Annotated in this window: 17 protein-coding genes and 1 pseudogene; 9 read left to right on the top strand and 9 right to left on the bottom strand. The window is 67.3% G+C overall.

Annotated features, from left to right (window positions below; translation table 11 throughout):
* Positions 1-18: 18 nt before the first annotated feature.
* The 4 genes from IBJ82_RS11115 to IBJ82_RS11130 form a co-directional block, all read right to left on the bottom strand.
* On the bottom strand, positions 19-675 hold the full coding sequence (locus tag IBJ82_RS11115; RefSeq protein WP_228536839.1) for an ammonium transporter: 657 nt from the start codon (positions 673-675) through the stop codon (positions 19-21).
* Between the two features lie 162 nt (positions 676-837).
* The gene (locus IBJ82_RS11120; protein ID WP_194825816.1) at positions 838-1,578 is read right to left on the bottom strand and encodes an energy-coupling factor transporter transmembrane protein EcfT; all 741 of its coding nucleotides are present in this window, start codon (positions 1,576-1,578) and stop codon (positions 838-840) included.
* On the bottom strand, positions 1,575-3,704 hold the full coding sequence (locus IBJ82_RS11125) for an ABC transporter ATP-binding protein (protein WP_370585264.1): 2,130 nt from the start codon (positions 3,702-3,704) through the stop codon (positions 1,575-1,577). Before IBJ82_RS11125 ends, IBJ82_RS11120 begins: the two co-directional genes overlap by 4 nt.
* A gap of 85 nt (positions 3,705-3,789) precedes the next feature.
* Positions 3,790-4,710 (bottom strand): DMT family transporter, encoded by a 921-nt coding sequence (locus tag IBJ82_RS11130; protein WP_194825817.1) that lies wholly within the window; start codon positions 4,708-4,710, stop codon positions 3,790-3,792.
* 84 nt (positions 4,711-4,794) lie between these two features.
* Here IBJ82_RS11130 and IBJ82_RS11135 point away from each other — a divergent pair, with 84 nt between their 5' ends.
* Both IBJ82_RS11135 and IBJ82_RS11140 read left to right on the top strand, forming a co-directional pair.
* Positions 4,795-5,790, top strand: coding sequence for a LysR family transcriptional regulator (locus tag IBJ82_RS11135; RefSeq protein WP_194825818.1), 996 nt, complete (start codon positions 4,795-4,797; stop codon positions 5,788-5,790).
* A 101-nt stretch (positions 5,791-5,891) separates the two neighbouring features.
* On the top strand, positions 5,892-8,612 hold the full coding sequence (locus IBJ82_RS11140) for a BTAD domain-containing putative transcriptional regulator (RefSeq protein ID WP_370585265.1): 2,721 nt from the start codon (positions 5,892-5,894) through the stop codon (positions 8,610-8,612).
* A 22-nt stretch (positions 8,613-8,634) separates the two neighbouring features.
* Here IBJ82_RS11140 and IBJ82_RS11145 read toward each other — a convergent pair whose 3' ends face one another.
* Positions 8,635-9,813 carry an acyl-CoA dehydrogenase family protein gene (locus tag IBJ82_RS11145; protein ID WP_194825820.1) on the bottom strand — a complete coding sequence of 393 codons (1,179 nt, stop codon included), beginning with the start codon at positions 9,811-9,813 and terminating at the stop codon, positions 8,635-8,637.
* A 105-nt stretch (positions 9,814-9,918) separates the two neighbouring features.
* Between IBJ82_RS11145 and IBJ82_RS11150 the strand changes: the two genes are divergently transcribed.
* Complete coding sequence (locus IBJ82_RS11150; RefSeq protein WP_194825821.1) at positions 9,919-10,662, top strand: PIG-L deacetylase family protein; 744 nt, start codon at positions 9,919-9,921, stop codon at positions 10,660-10,662.
* Positions 10,663-10,750: 88 nt separating this feature from the next.
* On the opposite strand, the gene IBJ82_RS11155 is transcribed toward IBJ82_RS11150, so the two are convergent.
* Entirely contained in the window at positions 10,751-11,536 is a 786-nt protein-coding gene (locus IBJ82_RS11155) for a metallophosphoesterase (RefSeq protein WP_194825822.1), read from the bottom strand.
* A 264-nt stretch (positions 11,537-11,800) separates the two neighbouring features.
* Here IBJ82_RS11155 and IBJ82_RS11160 point away from each other — a divergent pair, with 264 nt between their 5' ends.
* The gene (locus IBJ82_RS11160) at positions 11,801-12,349 is read left to right on the top strand and encodes a DUF4333 domain-containing protein (protein WP_370585266.1); all 549 of its coding nucleotides are present in this window, start codon (positions 11,801-11,803) and stop codon (positions 12,347-12,349) included.
* A gap of 23 nt (positions 12,350-12,372) precedes the next feature.
* Here IBJ82_RS11160 and IBJ82_RS11165 read toward each other — a convergent pair whose 3' ends face one another.
* Together IBJ82_RS11165 and IBJ82_RS11170 are read right to left on the bottom strand one after the other, a co-directional pair.
* Positions 12,373-13,140 (bottom strand): RNA pseudouridine synthase, encoded by a 768-nt coding sequence (locus IBJ82_RS11165; protein WP_194825824.1) that lies wholly within the window; start codon positions 13,138-13,140, stop codon positions 12,373-12,375.
* A 79-nt stretch (positions 13,141-13,219) separates the two neighbouring features.
* Complete coding sequence (locus IBJ82_RS11170; RefSeq protein WP_370585267.1) at positions 13,220-14,206, bottom strand: adenylate/guanylate cyclase domain-containing protein; 987 nt, start codon at positions 14,204-14,206, stop codon at positions 13,220-13,222.
* Positions 14,207-14,444: 238 nt separating this feature from the next.
* On the opposite strand from IBJ82_RS11170, the pseudogene IBJ82_RS11175 reads away from it, so the two are divergent.
* A pseudogene (locus IBJ82_RS11175) lies at positions 14,445-15,341 on the top strand (NAD(P)-dependent oxidoreductase); the annotation flags it as partial.
* On the opposite strand, the gene IBJ82_RS11180 reads toward IBJ82_RS11175, so the two are convergent.
* Complete coding sequence (locus IBJ82_RS11180; protein ID WP_370585268.1) at positions 15,323-15,829, bottom strand: hypothetical protein; 507 nt, start codon at positions 15,827-15,829, stop codon at positions 15,323-15,325. The pseudogene IBJ82_RS11175 and the gene IBJ82_RS11180 overlap by 19 nt on opposite strands.
* A gap of 88 nt (positions 15,830-15,917) precedes the next feature.
* On the opposite strand from IBJ82_RS11180, the gene IBJ82_RS11185 reads away from it, so the two are divergent.
* The 4 genes from IBJ82_RS11185 (at position 15,918) to IBJ82_RS11200 (ending at position 17,838) form a co-directional block, all read left to right on the top strand.
* Entirely contained in the window at positions 15,918-16,739 is an 822-nt protein-coding gene (locus IBJ82_RS11185; RefSeq protein WP_228536840.1) for a helix-turn-helix transcriptional regulator, read from the top strand.
* Between the two features lie 43 nt (positions 16,740-16,782).
* A complete protein-coding gene (locus IBJ82_RS11190) occupies positions 16,783-17,220 on the top strand; it encodes a DUF6194 family protein (RefSeq protein ID WP_194825827.1) in 438 nt (145 codons plus the stop codon).
* Between the two features lie 129 nt (positions 17,221-17,349).
* The gene (locus tag IBJ82_RS11195; protein WP_194825828.1) at positions 17,350-17,631 is read left to right on the top strand and encodes a hypothetical protein; all 282 of its coding nucleotides are present in this window, start codon (positions 17,350-17,352) and stop codon (positions 17,629-17,631) included.
* 39 nt (positions 17,632-17,670) lie between these two features.
* Positions 17,671-17,838 (top strand): DUF4236 domain-containing protein, encoded by a 168-nt coding sequence (locus tag IBJ82_RS11200; protein ID WP_194825829.1) that lies wholly within the window; start codon positions 17,671-17,673, stop codon positions 17,836-17,838.
* Positions 17,839-17,995: the final 157 nt, after the last annotated feature.

Below are 17,995 nucleotides of genomic sequence, written 5' to 3' on the forward strand. Positions count from 1 at the left end.
ATCAGACTGTTGCGCAGACTATTTGGTCTGCGTTGCCCACTGGGTGGTGCCTGCCGGCGCCTGGAGGGTGTTGATCAGATCCATACCGGCGATGACCAGCGCGGGTCCACCGACAACGAGCGTGCCGATGATGCCGCCGACGGAGGCGCCGGTGACGAAGCCCGGAATCGCGCCGACACCGGGGATGAGAACACCGCCGACGACCAGGCCGATCACCGCGCCGAGGCCCATACCGACGAAGCTGCCGACGGCGGTGGCCAGGCCGAAGGTCGACGCGAAATTCGACTGAGCCGCGTAGTTCTCGGCGGGCGAGGCGACCGGCGTGAGGTTGGGCTTCGCCGCGGCGACGTCCTTCACCGCGGTCAGCTCGAGTACGCGGCCTTCTTCGCGAACTGTATGCGGCAGTGGATATTCGAACTTGCCGTCGCGGACCGACAGCGGCATCGAGACCAGGGTGGCGCCTGCTTCGTCGCGGATGTCGACCGCACCGCCGGTGACGGTGAAGGTGCCGTGCGTCAAGGTGGTGATGAGGGTGTTGCCGACGACCTCGGTGCGGTACTCGACGTTCGGCGTCACCGGGTCGGCACCGGCTACTCCGGTTCCCACCAGAGCGGCAGCGAGCATCGGGATGGCGGCCGCAGCGATCTTGCGGATGATCATATGAACATTTCCCATCTGGAGTTCATCAGGTGTGAGTGTTCGAACGAGCGCCGTGGCGGTGATTTTCCCCGAGAAAGCTCGTGACCGGCGCGTGAAGCTGCCTAGCTCGATTTTCGTGACGAACCATATCTCGCCATAGGGTTTCGGGGCAGTGAATTCGGGGTATTGCGAATGGCCTCAGCCGATTACGTTGCTGAGCAGCACCGCGCCCGCGCAGACCGCGACCACGACCGTGAGGGCGATCGCGTCCCGACGGTGCGGTGCGCTCGGGTGCGCTGTCAGCATCCCCGTGCCGCCCCGTGCGGTGATCGCCTCGCCGAGTTCGCCCGCGCGCCGCGACGACACCGCCATGCACGCGGTGAGGATGTCGATGAGCGGGTTGTCGGCGGCGCGGTGCAGCAGGTTGTCCTTGGGCCGCAGCTTGCGTGCGGCGCGTAGTACCCGGATCTCGTCGAGCAGCAGCGGCAATCCGCGCAGCGTCAGTGCCACCACGACGGCCCACTCGTCGATAGGTAGCCGCAATCTACGCAGCGGCGCACCGAGTTTCGCGAGTGCGGGGGCGATCTCGCCCATCGGGGTGGTGAAGGCGATCAGGAACGAGGCGGCCACCAGGACCAGTCCGAACACGAAGATCTGTATGTAGCCGAGCACCGCCTTCATTCCGATCGGCGCGTTGATCAGACCGCCCAGCACGACAAGTCCCCAGAACCACCACGGCAGTCGGGGAATCGCGCCGAGCGGCAGCCGCGCGAGCACCCAGATGAGTACCAGGAAAGCCGTGATCACGCCGAGTACCGGCCAGGACGGCAGGAACATCAGCAGCAGGCTGATCAGGAACGCCGCGATCATCTTCGTGCCTGCCCACAGGCGGTGCACGACGCTGTCGACCGGTACTTCGCGCAGCAGCACTGTGCTCATGGGGTCGTGCCTTTCGGTGCGCTGGTGTGTGCCGTCGCGCCTTCGTCGCCGCGACGGCCAAGGGGCAGACCGGCCACGAAAGCCGATTTCTCCAGTGTGCGTTCGGTTCTCGGGATCGCGTGGCCGTCCGGCGAGACCACGACGCCGCCGTCCAGGTGCACCGTGCGGTCGCAGACCATGGCCATCTCGGCGACGTCGTGGGAGATGATGACCAACGTCAGACCCGAATCCCGCAGTCGGGCAAGCAGTTCCACGATCTCGGCGCGACCCTGTGGATCCAGGCCCGCCAGTGGTTCGTCGAGGACGACCACCTGCGGACGACTCGCCACCATGGCGGCCAGGACCACCCGCTTGGCCTGCCCGCCGCTGAGTTCCTCGACGGAACGAGCGGCGAGGCGGCGATCCAGGCCCACCGCGTCCAGCGCCTGCCCGACCGCGCCCGATCCGGTCGCCCGTCCACCCCAGTCGGCGATCTCTGCGCCGACGGTCTGCTTCTGTAGTTGCAACCGGGAGTGCTGGAAGGCCAGCGCGACCCCGCCGACCTGCTTGTCGACCGCGGTGCCGCGCAGTTCACAGCGTCCCGAGCTCGGTGCGATCAGCCCCGCGATGATCCAGGCCAGCGTCGACTTGCCCGATCCGTTGCCGCCGACGATCAGGAGTGCCTCGCCCTTGTGGACCGACAGGTCGACGCCGTGCAGGGCCGGTGCCTCCCACGGCGTGCCGCGGTTGTAGGTGTGGTGCACGTCGGCGAGTTCGAGCACGGGGGCGCCCATCGGCCTGCGGCGCTGGTCGCGGACGGGGTGTGGCCAGCTCGCGAGGTGGTCGACCATGCGCCCGTCGGCGAGGTGGATCACCCGGTCGGCGGCGGTCGCGTCGGCTTCGTGATGGGTCACCAGGACCACGGCGGTGCCGTGTCGGCGCGGGAGTTCGGCCAGCAACGCGACGAGTTCGCGGCGGCCGTCGGGGTCGATCATCGAGGTGGCTTCGTCGGCGATGAGCAGGGCCGGGCGGCGGGCGAGCGCGGCGGCCACGGCCAGACGCTGTTGCTGACCGCCGGAGAGGGTGGCGGTTTCGCGGGCGCCCATGTCGGCGAGGCCGACCTCGGCGAGCAGCGCGTCGACGTCGACCTCGGCGGCCGATTCCGCCGACAGTCCCCACACGACATCGTCGGCGACCGAGACGCCGAGAGTTTGGCTTTCGGGACGTTGCAGGACCAGCGCGGTCCCACCGAGCGCGCCGAGGCCCGCCGAACCCGGACGGTCCACCGCGCCCGATGTCGGCGGCCTGCCTGCCAGGACTCTGGTCAGAGTCGACTTGCCGGATCCGTTGTGACCGACGACGGCGACGAACTCGGCCGGCCGGATGGTGAGATCGATATCGGCCAACGCATCGATGTTGGTGCCCTCGTACCGGTAGCCGACCCCGTGCAGCGACACCGGCAGCGGTCCCACCGGCCGATCGTCCGGCGGCGCGTCGAGCCGATCGCTGCCCGGCAGCCATGCGAGTCGATCGAGTACTGCCCCGAGAACGAACCAGGAGATCACCGTGCTGACCAGCACGCCGAGCGCCACCGTGGTACCGATGTAGATCCACCACCAGCGCAGCACCACGTCGACGGCCTCGGCGGCCATGCGGCCGAGCGGCTCCAGCGCAGACGTCCGGCCCGCCAAATTCTCGATGCCCTTGGCGGTGTTGCGGAACGCGTCGAAGAACAGGTCCCTGGTTCGCGAGAAGACCAGGAGGCTGCCGACGGAGAACACTCCCCAGCCCACGCCCGCGACGACTCCGAGAGCGAGCACCGCGGGGAATCCGCCGCCACGACGTTTCACCGTTCCGATGATTCCGGCCATGGTGGCCGCGCCCATGACGCCGAGTGCCGGCATCACGCCTGCGGCCACGAAGGTGACCAGCGTCGCCGCGATAGTGGCGGTGACCAGCGCTCGCAATCGATACCGCTGGGCGAGCAGGCCCAAGGGCACTGCCGCGACGAGTTGGAGGGCGGCAGCCATGGGAACCAGTGAGCCGACGGTGATGAGGCCGACGGTGAGTCCGGCCATCACCGCGCCGCTTGCCAGTTCGATCGGGCGCAGGGGACCGCTGGGCAGACCCGCGGGCTTGTCTCTCACGTGTCCAGTCTGCCAGGGGGTTGTGGTTGCGGGTGTGGGGCTGATGTGGAGATTGTGTGGGTTTGCCGGTAGATGGCAGCGGTGGCTAGCGATATACCGGGGCCGCGCCGTCGGGGTTCATCGGTGCGGTCTGTGGGCGTCGGTGGAACATACTCGGCCGCAAACGGGCGATCGCGACGCCGGTCAGGCACAGTGTGCCACCGAGCAGTGCGGTGAGGGTGGGGACCTCGGCGAGGAAGATCCACGACATCACGATGGCGAGCGCGGGGACGGCGTAGCTCGATGAAGCAGTCACTCCGGCAGGGGTATGGGCCAGGGCGTAGGCCCACAGCAGGAAGGCGAGGGCGGTCGAAACCAGGCCCAGGTAGACCACGCCGACGGTGGCGGAGAGGGGCGCTTCGGCCAGTTCGTGTGCCATTTGCGGTGCCCACGGCAGCAAGACGACGGCACCGGCCACCGCGCCGAGGGCCGTCGCGGTCAGCGGGTCGGTGGAGCGCAGCACGAGTTTTTGCGCCACCACGCTGATCCCGTAGAGCAGGGCGGCCGCCACCGCGAGCAGCACGCCGACGCGGTCGCGCTGCCCCGGTCCGGTGAACGCGATGATCGCGGCGCCGCTGAAGCTGACGGCGATTCCCACGACGAGCAGCGGCGGGAAGCCTTCGTTCAAGAACAACCCCGCAAGCACCGCGACCACGATGGGCGCGATATTCACCAGGAGTGCGGTGGTGCCCGCGTCGAGATGCTGTTCGGCGGCGTTCACCAGCACCGTGTACAGCCCGAACCACAGTGCGCCGTAGGCCATCGTGAGCCACAGCGCCAGGCCGCGCGGCATCCGGCCGCCGCGAAACACCAGCACCAGCACCAGCACGATCGCACCGACGAGCAGTCGCCCCGACGCCATCGCCGCGGGCGAGACATAGGGCGCGATGCCGCGGATGATCACGAACGACGATGCCCAGGCCAGCATCACAGCGACCAGGGCGAGAGCGGGCAGGCGTGACTTCATGCCTCTACGGTGGACTCATAAAGAGGTAAGCACAAGCGGGTATTCGCCATCTAATATTCAGTAGAACTGAATCGAGGAGTTCCCATGATCGACACGCACCGCTTGATGATCTTCCGCTCGGTGGTCGCGACCGGCTCGGTGGCCGCGGCGGCGGCCACGCTGGGCTATTCCCCGTCGGCGATCTCCCAGCACCTCACCGCGCTCCAGCGGGAAACCGGTTTGCGGTTGCTGGAACGAGTGGGTCGCGGCGTGGAACCGACCCCGGCGGGGCGGGTGATCGCGGGCGAGGCCGCCAAGGTGCTCGACGAGTTGACCGCGCTCGGGTCGACGGTGTCGGACCTGCGGGCGGGCAAGGCCGGCCGAATCACCATCAACACGTTCAGCTCGGCAGGTACCAACTGGATGCCGGACGTGGTGGCCACGCTCACCCACGAATTCCCAGATACCCGAGTTCGGCTTCGGATCGTCGACGAGCTGGCCGAGGTGTCGGTCAACCGCCCCGATATCGCCCTCACGGTGCGTCTCGACCAACCGATTCAGGTCTCCGGCTATACCCACCACGACCTGATGACCGAGCCGTATGTCGCTGTGGTGCCTGTCGGTCACGAGCTCGCGGGGCGCGCCACGGTGGACATGGCCGAGCTGGAGCGCTATCGGTGGATCGACAGTGACATCAGTCGCGGGCCTTGTCGGCAGGCGATGCTGAATGCCTGTGCGGCAGCGGGTTTCACGCCGCGGTTCGAGGTGGAAACCACCGACTATCCGTCGGCGTTGCGCTTCGTGGCTCGTGGGATCGGCATCACGGTGATCCCACGCCTCGGCGCCACCGAGCTGCCGCCCGGCGCCTGCGCGCTCGATCTCACCAATCCGACGCCGCGGCGCACCGTCTGCGCGTACATCAGAAACTACGAGTCCTACAATCCAGTCGTCATCCGAACGATGGAGTTGCTCGATGAACTCGCTGTTCAACCTCATGGCGGCCACGTGACACCGTCGGCCGACAGGGGTGAATCCCCGATCGCCTCCCCGCCCCGGCGCGCGGCCGAGGGCGCACAGTCGAGCTCCCGGACGACGCGCTGAAGTCGCGGAAAGGCGGAACAGTGTCCGGTGGTGTTCGGTCCGAGCGGTATCGGTGCACTGTGCTCGGGCCGTTGCGAGTGTGGGGGCCCGATGGCGGCGAGGTGACGCCCAGTGGGGTGCTGCCTCGACGGTTGCTCTCGTTGTTGGTGTTGCGCCGTGGGGCGGTGGTGTCGGTGGATGCGGCGATCGAGTTGTTGTGGCCGGAAGGTAGGCCGAACAATCCGTCGGCGGCATTGCACAGTCATATGTCGCGCCTGCGTCGGGTGATGCCGGAGGTGATCGGGTCGGCGGGGAACGGGTACCGGCTGGATCCGGATCGGATCGTGGTCGACGTCGACGAGTTGGGGGAGATTCTCGACGGTGGCGGGTCGCCCGTGACGATCCTGCGGCGTTGGGTCGGACCCGCGTATCCGGAACTCGACATGGTGGACGAGGCACGGGCAGAATCGGCGCGGCTGGAAGAACTTCGGGTCAGAGCGGGGCAGGTCGAGGCGGCTCAGCGGCTCGCCGACGGTCGGACCGATGGGTTGGCCGCTGAGCTGCGTGCGGTGGTCGATGAGTATCCGTTGCGAGAACACCCGCGCGCCTTGCTGATCGAGGCGTTGGTCGCGACCGGCCGACCGGCCGACGCGCTCCGGGTCTACGACGAGTTCCGCCGGCTCCTCGCCGACGAACTCGGCACCGAACCCTCGGAATTGCTCCAGCGGCGCTACCAGCAGCTGCTCGCCGGTGACCGGGGTACCGAAGCGTCCCAGCAACTTCCGATGTCGGTGACCTCCCTGGTCGGGCGCGACGAACTGCTGGCCGAGACCGAGGCCCTGCTCACTGATACCCGCCTGGTGACCCTCGTCGGTCCCGGTGGCGTCGGCAAGACGCGGATGTTGCTCGAACTGGGACGTCGGCACACCGATACCTCGGTGGTGTGGTGTGAACTGGCCGGGACCGATGCCGAAGGAGCCGTCGGAGCGGTCGCCGCCGCACTGGCCATCGACGTACGCCCTGGAATCCCACTCGGCGAGCGCATCGTAGGCGTCATCAGCACCACGGAAATGCTTGTGCTCCTGGACAATTGCGAGCACGTTATCGAACCGATCGCCGCACTCGTCGACCTGCTGCTGAGCCGCTGCCCCCGTGTGCGGGTGGCCGCCACCAGCCGTGAACGCCTCCGCGTAGCCGGCGAACAAGTGCGCCGAGTGCCCCCGCTCCAGGTCGGAGGCGATACGTCCCCCGCGGTCGAACTCTTCCTCGAACGTGCCGCATCGGCGACCGGCGAACTCGCCCTCGACCCCGCTGCTGTCGACCAGGTCCGCGCGATCGTCTCCCGCCTGGACGGACTGCCGCTCGCTATCGAATTGGCTGCGGCACGGATGTATTCGCACGAAGTCGACGAGATAGCGGCAGGGCTGGACCGCCAATTCGACTTCCTGTCAGCCGGTTATCGCACCGCGACCCGACACGGTTCGCTCGCCGCTGCGGTGGCCTGGTCGGTAGATCTGCTCGACCCGCCTCTGCGGGAAGCTTTTACGAGCCTGTCGGTATTTTCCGGACCTTTCGATGTCGCCGCCGCGGCAGCGGTCTGTGGCACCGACCTGGGCCCGACCGCCGACCGCCTGACCGAACTCACCGAACGATCACTGGTCTCGCGCGCGCCCGGCCGCCGCTATGCCCTGCTCGAAACTCTGCGCACGTTCGGCCGAACCGAACGCGCGACCGCCGATGACCACCCCGGTGCCCGGCACGCTCACTACTTCGTCGACTGGGTCGAGCGCACCGGTGGCGAACTCGCGCATTCGGCTACCGTCATCCCCCGAATCGACGACGCGATCGCCGAGCTCCAACGCGCCCTGCACTGGTTACTCGAACACGGCGACACCGCGAACGCCGCCCGTCTCGTCGCGGCCCTGATGGACTACGGCCTGCTCAGACTGCGTCCTGATGTTCTCGGCTGGGCCGAACTCGTGATCGCGGCCGATCCCGACGCCACTGGCCGCCTCGCCGCCGAGGTCTCGGCGGCGGCGGCGTACGCGCGTTGGATGGCAGGCGACCTGTCGGGTGCCTACGAACGAGCGGGTCACGCGCTCACGGTCTGCGACGACCCGCCCTACAACGCCTACGGCGCCTATGGCGTCTGTGATCTATTCTCGGGCCGCTTCGACGAATCCGCCGACTGGTATCGCCGCGCCGGGGTCATCCCGGATCGGCCGTCGCCGAACATGGATATGGCGACCTGGATCATGCTGCTCGGCTACGCGGGTGATCCGACAGCAGAACGACGCTCGGCCGAGCTGGTCGCCGAAATCGGCCCCGTCACGTCCCCTTACGCGGCTTACGTGCTCTATTGCGCAGGCGAGGCCGTTTTGGATATCGACCAGGACCGGGCGCGCGAATTGCTCGACCGGGCACTACGGATGGCAGAAGCCACCGGCACCACCTTCGTGACCGGTGTCGCCGGGGCCTCGCGCGCTTCCCTGGATGTCCGTTCGGGCCGAACGGCCGAGGCCGCAGCGGCCTATCCCGCACTGATTCGCGGCTGGCAGCGCGCCGGAATGTGGTCCACCCAGTGGGTGATGCTGCGCTCGATCGCGCTGCTGCTCGACCAGCTGGGCCGGGCGGAACAGGCGGCGGTCCTCGACGGCGCCATCCGCGCTGCCACCGCCGATCAGCCCCTCGGATCCGATCGCGAGGTTCTCGACCAGTTGTCACACCGCTTGCGAACAGCTCTGGGCGCCAACGATTTCGACCGCGCTCGGCGTCGCGGAACCGACCTCGACAACGACGAGATCCTCGACTACACCCTCACAGCCCTCGGCCCGCAGGCGTGAATCCGCCTGCGGGCCAACGGTGTCACCAGCGCGGCTGCTCGCCCAGAATCCCGAGCACCGCCTTGCCGACCATCTCATGGGTCAGCGCGTCGTTGCCAGGATGGAAACCGCCGCACCGCACATCGCGGTAGAGCCGCTCTAGCTCGTTGCCGGAGAGCATCGCCGCTCCGCCCACCACATCGAGTGCGATATCGACCACCCGCTTGGCGGCTTCCACGGCCCGCCACTTCATCGAATACACCTTCGGTGCCCAGTCGGCCCCGTGATCGGCACCGGTCACCCAGTCCGTTGTGAACTTGGTCAGCACCGCGTCGGCGGCATCGAGTTCCAGATACATCGACGCGATCTGGTGCTGCACGAACGGGTTGTAGGCGTACGCGCCACGCTCGATCGCCATCGACTTCTTGCGCCGCGCGTTCTCGACCGCCAATTCCAGTGCCCGGTCGCCGATTCCGAGGTACACGGCCCCGATCAGCGACAGCGGCCACATCGTCATCCCCATCAGGAACGGATGTTCGGCATCACCGGCAGGCATCACGCAGCCGACTCGAACGTCGGGCACGAATACGTCGGTGAGTTGGGTGTCGTGACTCTGGGTCGGACGCATGCCGAGCGTGTCCCAGTTCTCGACCACCGTCGCACCTTCGGATCCGCGTTTCACGAAGGCATGCACCACCCTCGGTCCGCCCTCGGCGTCGGCATCGAGAGCGTGCGCGCCCAACCACTTCCACGCGGGCCCGTTGGACCCGAACTGCTTGCGCCCGGTGAGCCGGTACCCGCCGTCGACGCGACGGGCCCGGCAGGTCGAGAGCAGTACCGGAATGTCGTTGCCCGGCTCGGCATGGCCTGCCGCGAAGACTTCACCCGCCAGCGCCTCGTCGTAGATCCAGTCGAGCGAATCGTCACCGGCCCGTGCCATTTCGTTGGCGATGCCGATCCAGTACGAATGCATCGACATCGCCAGCGCGGTGGCGGGGGCGTAGGCGGCCAGGCGGCGCTGACTTGCGGCGAGCTGGGCCAGGTCCAGACCCCAGCCACCACGCTCGGCGGAAACAGCGGCGGCCAGATAGCCGATGCCGCGCAGCTCTGCGAGGTCCTCGGTGAAGTAGGTGTTGTCACGGTCGTGTGCGGCCGCGCGAGACCGGAACCGTTCCAGCATGTCGGTCGGGATGGTGCGGGATGCGATGATCGTCTGAGTCATGGGAGTCACTGTTCGGTGGCGTGCTGTTACGGCGCTGTCGTGCGCTGTCACAGACCGCGCGGCGCCTGACAGCCCGCTGACAGGGCGTCCTCGCACGCTGAACCCATGATCGCAATCGAAGAACTGGGCACGATCCTGTCGATCTGGGCCCACCCCGACGACGAAACCTACCTGGCCGCCGGAATCATGGCGGCCGCGCGCGACAACGGTCAACGAGTGGTGTGCGCCACCGCGTCGGCCGGCGAGAAGGGCACCGAAGACTCGGTGAACTGGCCGCCACAACGCCTCGGCCGGGTTCGTCGCTGGGAAGCCGCTGCCGCGATGGCGGTGCTCGGCGTCACCGAACACCGCGTCGACGACTTCCCCGACGGGGAGTTTCCGATGCACGATCTTGCCGGAAAGGCTTGGGCCGCTGACCTGCTCGCCGAAGTCAGGCCCGACACCGTTCTCACCTTCGGACCGGAGGGCATGACCTTCCACCTCGACCACATCGCCGTCCATCGCTGGGTGACCCGCGCCTGGCAATCCGCAGGGCGCCCCGGCCGACTGCTGTACGCGGTGCCGTCCACCGAGAAACTCGCGCGCTTCATGCCGCTCTACGAGGAGTGGAACATGTATATGAGCCCGCTTCGCCCCCTCGGCGTGCCCCAGGCCGAGATCCCGCTGAACCACACGCTGAGCGGCGCCGCGCTCGACCGCAAGATCGCCGCCCTGCGTGCGATGTCCACCCAGACCGGCGCGCTCACCGCCTCGGTCGACGAAGCGCTGCTGCACGAGCTGGTCGCCGAGGAGACCTTCGTTGTCGCCGCCGAAGTGCGTGAATCCGTGGCGGTGGACCATGGTTGCTGATCGGTGTGGCCGCGCGCGAGCGTCACCGACCTCGGCTGGGTGAGCCACCGGGTCGTCGTGCACGCCGCGTGCCCGAGACCGTCGATGCTCAGCCGGGCGGTGGCTCGGCCAGCCAGCCGCCCATCGCCACGGTGCGGAAATGTGTGGTGAGTCCGAAGTTCTCGTCGATCACATGCAGCGCGATGCCGGGGTCGGGGGCGTAGTCCATGATGCGGTGGGGTGGCGTCAGTTCCCATTCGCCGCCGAGGACCGAGGCGGTGCTGGGGCCGGTGATCATGGGCTTGCCCGCGAAAATCGTGGCGATGGGGGAGTGAGCGTGGCCGGTGAGGATGCCGACGACGCGTGGGTCGCCCGCGACGACGGCGGCCAGCCTGCCGGGGTCGGCGAGCGCGATGACGTCGACGACGGGACTGAAGACTCGTTTCGGCGGGTGGTGCAGCGCCACCAGAATCGGCCCGTCGGCCGGCGCTTCGGCGAGCCTCGCGCGCAGCCAGTCGAAGGTGTCCTCGCCCAGCAGACCAGCCGGTTCACCGGGGATGCTCGAGTCGAGCATGATGACGGTGAGCGGGCCGACACGGTGGACGCTGTTGACGGGAGTGGTCGAGGCGGGCTCGCCGAGCAAGACGGTGCGGAAGTTCACGCGGTCGTCGTGGTTGCCCGGCAGCAGGTACACAGGGATGTCACCGCCCTGCAGCGCCAGGTGTGCTTGCGCGTACTGCTCCGGCGTGCCGGAATCGGTGATATCGCCGGTCACGAGGATGACGTCGGGCCTGCGTGGCAGGTCCGCCAGATAGCCCATCACCGCCTCCACCCGTTCGGTGTTACGCGCGCTGAGGTCGAAGTGGGTGTCGCTGAGCTGAGCCGCCAGGATCATCGGCAGTCGCTTTCTTCTCCGGGATCGCTCCGTTGCGTCAGAGTGCGCCGGTATGACTCATCGGCACCTCTCCAGGCTAGATGACCTGCGCTTTTTCGTCTTCATGAGCCGTACCACGGCCGAAAACCTGTTCAGTGGTCTGTGTCACCTTTCACGCCCGCGGATCCGGCCGTTCCGGCGTGCGTCGCGCGCCGGTGTACTAGCGGAAAACCCGCGCGAGCATTCTCGTACTCTCGAGGCTCGATGTTGCGTAACTTTGTCTATGTGTCCAACACTGATGCTGTGCGTCGTCCCAGTACCCGAGTCGTACTGTGTGCCTTGTCGATTCCGTTGACGCTCGCGCTATTCGGGTGCAACGCGTCGGTCTCGATCGGCGGCCCGGATTACGGGGAGCTGGAGAAGAACATCACCACCGAGCTGGACAACGCCTACGCGTCGATGTCGCGCAAGGTCTCCTCGGTCAAATGTCCACGACTGGCCGACGATCCGAAGGCAGGCGACACCTTCGTCTGCGTCGCCGACCTCAACGGCAACGACGTGCGCGTCGATGTGACGGTCGAAAACGACGAGGGCGCGGTGAAGTTCACGACCCGTGACGTCGTGTTCGACCTCGCCGCGACCGCGAACGGACTCACCACCGATGTCGCGAGCCAGGTGGGCTTTCCGGTGACGGTGGACTGTGGGCAGGGACTGAAGATCGTCGAGGTCGGCAGCACCTTCACCTGTACTGCGCTCGATGCGCAGGGCGACTCGGGGACGATCGAAGTGACCGCCCGCAACGCGGGTGACAGCGACTGGCGACTCGTGGAATAGCACCCGGTGGCCGCCGATCGCGGTCAGCCGCCGATGAGCTGCCGCGCGGTGTCGAGTAGTCGCGCGGCCTCGTCGGGGTCGCACGTCACCGGCTCCCAGAAGTCGGGTCCGGGTGTGGCCTCGAGGTCGAGGACCGGTGGGGTCAGCCAGGCGGCGTCGAGGCCGAGTCTCCAGGAATGCAGGTGGGTGCGGGGGAGCGCGGCGGTGCGGTCGAACAGCGGGTCACCCAGGATCGAATGACCGATCCAGGCCAGCTGCACGCGAATCTGATGGCGTCGCCCGGTCACCGGCCGCACGGCGAGCAGCGCGTGATCGCCGCTTCGGGCGACGGTACTGAACAAGGTCCGCGACGGATAGTTCTTCGCCGGCAGCAGGTCGGCCTCCTCGACGAACCACCGATCACCCTCGCGCTGGATCGCCTCCCTCGGCGCCGCGATCCGCACCCGGTTCTTGCGCCCCACGCTCAACGGCAGATCGATCTCGCCGCGATCGGGCAGTTCGGCGCCCGACACGATCGCCAGATACGCCTTACGCGCGGTCTGATTGTTGAACTGCCTGGTCAGCGGTCCGTGGGCAGCCAGATCGGTAGCCAGCAGCACCAGCCCGGAGGTCACCTTGTCGATCCGGTGCACCGGATACAACTGCGTTCCCGCCGCCTGCGCCAACTCCACCAGATCGGTGTCGTGGCGCTCGCCGGTCACCGAGATCCCCGACGGCTTGTTCAACGCGAGCACCGCGTCATCGGCGAACACGGTGTAGTTCTCGCGCACGCTGCGCCAATCCAAGTCCACTACGACACCCTAGGCAATGGTGTGCCCGCTCTGCTCGACGGCTGGTCAGCGAGCCGCGGCGCAACGTCGCACGGGCCGATCATGCCTGCCGCAGGCGGTGGGGGCGTAGGCGGTTGAAGCCGCGCACGCGCACGCTGCGCAGGTGGCGGATGGCGAAATCGGGGTGGTCGCCGAGGGCATCTGCGGCGGCGTCGTCGATGAGGATGTTGCCCGGTCGGGCGACGCCGGTGAGCCGGGCGGCGATATTGACCACCGAGCCGTAGAGGTCGCCGAAGCGTTGCAGCACCTCGCCGTAGGCGAAGGCGACGCGCAGTTCCGGGGTACCGCCGACGAGCATGGTCGATTCCTGAATGGCCAGCGCGATGTGGCCGGCGGCGATCGCGGTCTCGGCCGCGAACATCACCTCGTCGCCGACGTTCTTGATCACCCAGCCGCCGTTGTCCGTGATCGCCGATGTGGTGGTCGACTCGAAAGCTTCGAGGAGCGTGGATAATTCGTCGTGGTGCAGGTGTCTGGTGAGCCTTGTGTAGCCGACCATGTCGGCGAATCCCACCGCCAGCGTCCGCAACGAGCCTTCGCCCTGCGTCTCGTTCGACCTGGCGACCGCTGCCGCCAGGTGCCTGCGCCACACATACGACTGCAACTGATCGATGCTCGCCATGGTGGATTCCGTTGCGGCACTGACCCGTTCCGCCAGTGGAATCGCGGGATCGCCCGCGACGACGCGCGCCTTGATCTCGGCCAGCACCAGGTCGGCCTGCCACTCCGCCAGCCGCGCCATGCCCTGACCGATGGTCCGAGCAGCCGCGGCCTGCTGCCGAATATTCGACGCGGGAACAACTTTCATGCTCCGAAAGTTGGTGACCGCCGTGATGTCGAGCTGCGTGAAGTCGACCTGATCGTCCTCATTGGCCGGAAATCCCAGCGCCGTCCACAGCCGCCGCGACTCCGCCTCCGGCACCCCCGACTGCTCGGCCACCTGCGTGCGCGTATACCGCCGCGGTCCACCGAGCAGCGCCTCTTCGACGCTGCGCTGCACCAACTCGGTCATCTCGGGGTCCGACATACCCAGACTCTACGACTGTGCGGCGCGAGCGACAGGCATCCTCGTCTTCGCCTTGGCAACGTTCATAAATCCGGACACCGCTTCCCCGCCGGTGACACCAGGCACAGTGCCGCTGACCCCGATACCTGTCACCTGGTCGCTTACCTGCCGGTGCGCAACTGATGGCGAAAGTGCGTACTTGTCCGAGTGAGGGCCCGAATCGACACTCGGTCCGGGGAGATCGTCCGATCGCTCCGCCAGGACAGGAGTCGAGATGATCAAGGAATCGGTGACGGTGCTCGGCACCGGATCGATGGGCAGCGCGCTGGCCGGCGCCTTCCTCGCCGCGGGCTACCGCACCCAGGTCTGGAACCGCAGCCACGAACGAACGGCGGCCCTGGCGACCGCGGGCGCGACCGCGCACCCCGACATCGCCGATGCCGTCGCCGCGAGCCCGGTGATCATCTCCTGCCTCACCACCTTTGCCGCCACGCGCGACAGTCTGCTCGGCGTCGACGGGCTGGCCGGTCGCGATCTCATCACCCTGAACAGCGGAACACCCGACCAAGCACGGGGATTCGCCCGGTTCGCACGATGCGAGGGCGCCCGCTTCCTCGGCGGCGCGATAAAGAACGTGCCCGCGGCCGTCGGCGATCCGAACACGCTGCTGTATTTCGGTGGTGATCGCGACGTGTTCGACACCCACGCCGCCACCTTGCGCGTTCTCGGTGGCGAACTCGAATTCCTCGGCGCCGAACCGGATCTGGCCGCGCTCTACGAATCCGCTGTCGGCGCGACCCTGCTCCCGGCGCTACTCGGCTTCTTCGAGGGCGCGGCGGTGCTGGCTTCCCGCGGGCTGCCCGCCTCGACGATGGTGCCCTATTCGGTGAAGTGGTTGCAGATGATCGAGTCGCTACTGCCGGTCCTGGCGGGCGAAATCGACGACGAGGACTACACCCGTCTCGGCTCGTCGGTCGAGCTGTTCCACACCGCCGCCGCCGACGATGTGCGGCTCGGCGCCGAAACGGGCGTCGACCTGTCCTGGCACGCCCCGATGCACGAGCTGCTGAGCCGTGCGGTCGCGGCCGGGCACGGTGCGCAGAGCATCACCGCGGTGATCGAGCAGTTGAAGACGGGTCAGCGCAGCACGCTGTAGGTAGCCGACAGGGTGAAGCCGTGCTCGCCGACCTCGCAGCTCACCGTCCCCTGGTACCCGATGCCGCAGGTGGTGTTCTCCCGTGTGATGCGGTGACCTTCGGGGAGCACCTTCGCGGCCGGGTGGGTGAAGATCGGGCTGTCGGCGTCGACGAAGTGCGCCGCTTCGAGGATTCCCACCCGGAGCTGGTCGGTGCCCGCGGGCGCGTCGATCGGGACGGCGTCACACCCGGCCGGGCCGTTGTTCCAGTAGATGGCGCAGTGCCGTCCGTCGGGGGTGGTGAAGAAGACGCTGCCCGCGTATTCGGGCTCGCTGACCTGGTACTCGACGGGGTCGACCGGCGTGTAATCGCCGAGTCCCGATTGGGCGGCAGCCTGCCCGCCTGCCAGGAATCCGGCTGCCAGCGCGGCCCCGGAGATGATGGTGAGTGCGGATCGAATCAACACTTCGGCGTCCTCCCTCGACGTGGTGTACCTGGTATTCGTCACCCCGACGCACCTCGTTAACCGGTCGAACAAGATCCCTTCGCATGACGCGATGCACACGAGCCCACATCTACCTTCTACGCTGGCTGCCATGTCGTCACCCGCTCTCGGCGAGTTCCTTCGCACCCGGCGCGCCCGCATCCAACCCGCCGCCGTCGGACTGAGCGAATACGGTCGCCGCAGGATGGTCGGACTACGACGCGAGGAAGTCGCCCAGCTGGCCGGGATGAGCGTGGATTACTACACCCGGCTGGAGCGGGGTCGCGGCGAGGATTTCCCCGATTCGGTGCTCGACTCCGTCGCCCGCGCCCTGCGTCTCGACGCTGCCGAGCGCGACCACCTCTACACGCTGGTCCGCCCCGCCGACCCCGACTACAACTACGCCCCGACGATTCGCCCCGGCACCCGACTGCTGCTCGACTCGATCACGACGCCCGCCTTCGTGCTCGGCCGCCACATGGAAGCACTGGCCTGGAATGCCATGGGCGACAAGGTATTCGGTTTCACGGCCGCCGAATCCGAACGTAATCTGGCTCGCTTCACGGTCCTGCACCCCGCCGCGGGCATCTTCTATCCCGACTGGGAGCCGGTCGCCGCAGAGACCGCCGCCTATCTGCGTCGCCAGGTGACCCGCTGCCCGCGTGATCGCCGACTGACCTCGCTCATCGACGAACTCACCGCGGGTAACCCGGTGTTCCACCGCATCTGGTCGATCCAACCCCCGGCGGGTAATTCGCACGGCAACAGGCTGATTCAACATCCTGTGGTCGGCCGGATCGAATTCGGATACGAGACATTGAACCTGCCAGGTGATGAGGATCAGATGTTGGTGGTGTACACGGTGGATCCGGAATCGGCCGCCCGCGACGCCGTCGATGCGCTGTCCGCGCGGGAGCTGGTCGGCGTTCGCTGATCGGTTCTTGGAGCCGGCCGCGTCTGGATGAGACGCTCGAAGCATGACAATCGAGGAAATCATCGAGTACGTGACCGGCCTCGGCGGCGTGCTGGCCATGCAGCCGACCGAGGGGAGTGATGTCCCCGAGATCGCCTGGGGCGACACTTTCTTCTACTACGCCCCCGACGGCGTCGTCCCCGCCGGTCAGCCCTTTGCCACCATCGTGACCAAGGACTACCCCGGCGACGAGACCTCCGACCTCAACCGGCCCGGCAGCTTCCGCGTCAACATCGCCGTGAGCAAGACGACCTTCACCGAAGTAGCCGCCCCGACCGACGCGAGCGTCGAAGACACCGTGGTCGCCCACCCTCTCTACGCCGCCGCGAACTGGCTCGCGGTGGTGAATCCGGGTGCCGCTACCGAAGCGTCGGTCCGTGAGATGTTGCGTGAAGCCCATGACCGGGCGCGCACACGATCCGAGCGTCGCGCGGCCGAATAGCACCGTCGACCGCTGACACTTTTGAGTCGCTATTAATTTGCTGATATCGAATTACGCAACGGCGGGTCTTATGGCGGCGGTTATTACATTCGGCGCGGTACCTTTCAGATACCAACGAAAGGGGAGGTCATGTCAGTACCTATCAGGCCGACGCGGTCATTGGTCGATGCCAGACTCGACTCCGTCGATTTGGTCACCGGTGGATTGCTGTCGATAGCCGCGGCGCTGGCAATGATCGGCCCGCTGATCGCCGCGCTGCTGATCCGCCGCAGCGGCGCGGGCCGAACCGACGCCATGGCCACCGTCCCCCTGATCCTGCTGACCCTCGCCGTAACCCTGGCCCTCGCCGCCGGCCTCGCCATGTTCGCCGTCGCTCGCCGTCGTAGGGGTTCGGAAACCGATGGGGGATAACCGGATCGGCTATCCTGGTGGCGATCAGGGAGGCCACTCATGCCCATCAAGTTCCGTCAACGCAAATCCTTCGGTCCGCTGAAGTTCAACTTCACCCAATCGGGCCTGTCGTCCTGGGGCATCAAAATCGGCCCATGGTCCTGGAACTCCCGCACCAAAAAGAACAGCGTCGACCTCCCCGGCCCTCTCAGCTGGCGCCAACGCTGACCCAGCCCGACCGGTGACACTCACCGCGACCCGCACGGTCGCGGTTATGTCCCGTCGGCTGTAACATTCGCCAGTTGTCATCAGCGCGGCACGGCCGCACATGCGTGGGGGAACTGGTTCTGTGTGGAAGTTTTTGATAGAGAGCGCATTCGGGCCC

The organism is Nocardia sp. XZ_19_231 (assembly GCF_015355705.1).
GTDB lineage: Bacteria > Actinomycetota > Actinomycetes > Mycobacteriales > Mycobacteriaceae > Nocardia > Nocardia salmonicida.

Excerpts from the sequence above, each read along its gene's own strand:
- IBJ82_RS11130 (WP_194825817.1), bottom strand. The coding sequence starts at position 4,710 with ATGAAGTCACGCCTGCCCGCTCTCGCCCTGGTCGCTGTGATGCTGGCC.
- IBJ82_RS11185 (WP_228536840.1), top strand. The coding sequence starts at position 15,918 with ATGTCGTCACCCGCTCTCGGCGAGTTCCTTCGCACCCGGCGCGCCCGC.
- IBJ82_RS11190 (WP_194825827.1), top strand. The coding sequence starts at position 16,783 with ATGACAATCGAGGAAATCATCGAGTACGTGACCGGCCTCGGCGGCGTG.
- IBJ82_RS11150 (WP_194825821.1), top strand. The coding sequence starts at position 9,919 with ATGATCGCAATCGAAGAACTGGGCACGATCCTGTCGATCTGGGCCCAC.
- IBJ82_RS11170 (WP_370585267.1), bottom strand. The coding sequence starts at position 14,206 with ATGTCGGACCCCGAGATGACCGAGTTGGTGCAGCGCAGCGTCGAAGAG.
- IBJ82_RS11115 (WP_228536839.1), bottom strand. The coding sequence starts at position 675 with ATGGGAAATGTTCATATGATCATCCGCAAGATCGCTGCGGCCGCCATC.
- IBJ82_RS11155 (WP_194825822.1), bottom strand. The coding sequence starts at position 11,536 with ATGATCCTGGCGGCTCAGCTCAGCGACACCCACTTCGACCTCAGCGCG.
- IBJ82_RS11200 (WP_194825829.1), top strand. The coding sequence starts at position 17,671 with ATGCCCATCAAGTTCCGTCAACGCAAATCCTTCGGTCCGCTGAAGTTC.
- IBJ82_RS11135 (WP_194825818.1), top strand. The coding sequence starts at position 4,795 with ATGATCGACACGCACCGCTTGATGATCTTCCGCTCGGTGGTCGCGACC.
- IBJ82_RS11145 (WP_194825820.1), bottom strand. The coding sequence starts at position 9,813 with ATGACTCAGACGATCATCGCATCCCGCACCATCCCGACCGACATGCTG.
- IBJ82_RS11195 (WP_194825828.1), top strand. The coding sequence starts at position 17,350 with ATGTCAGTACCTATCAGGCCGACGCGGTCATTGGTCGATGCCAGACTC.
- IBJ82_RS11120 (WP_194825816.1), bottom strand. The coding sequence starts at position 1,578 with ATGAGCACAGTGCTGCTGCGCGAAGTACCGGTCGACAGCGTCGTGCAC.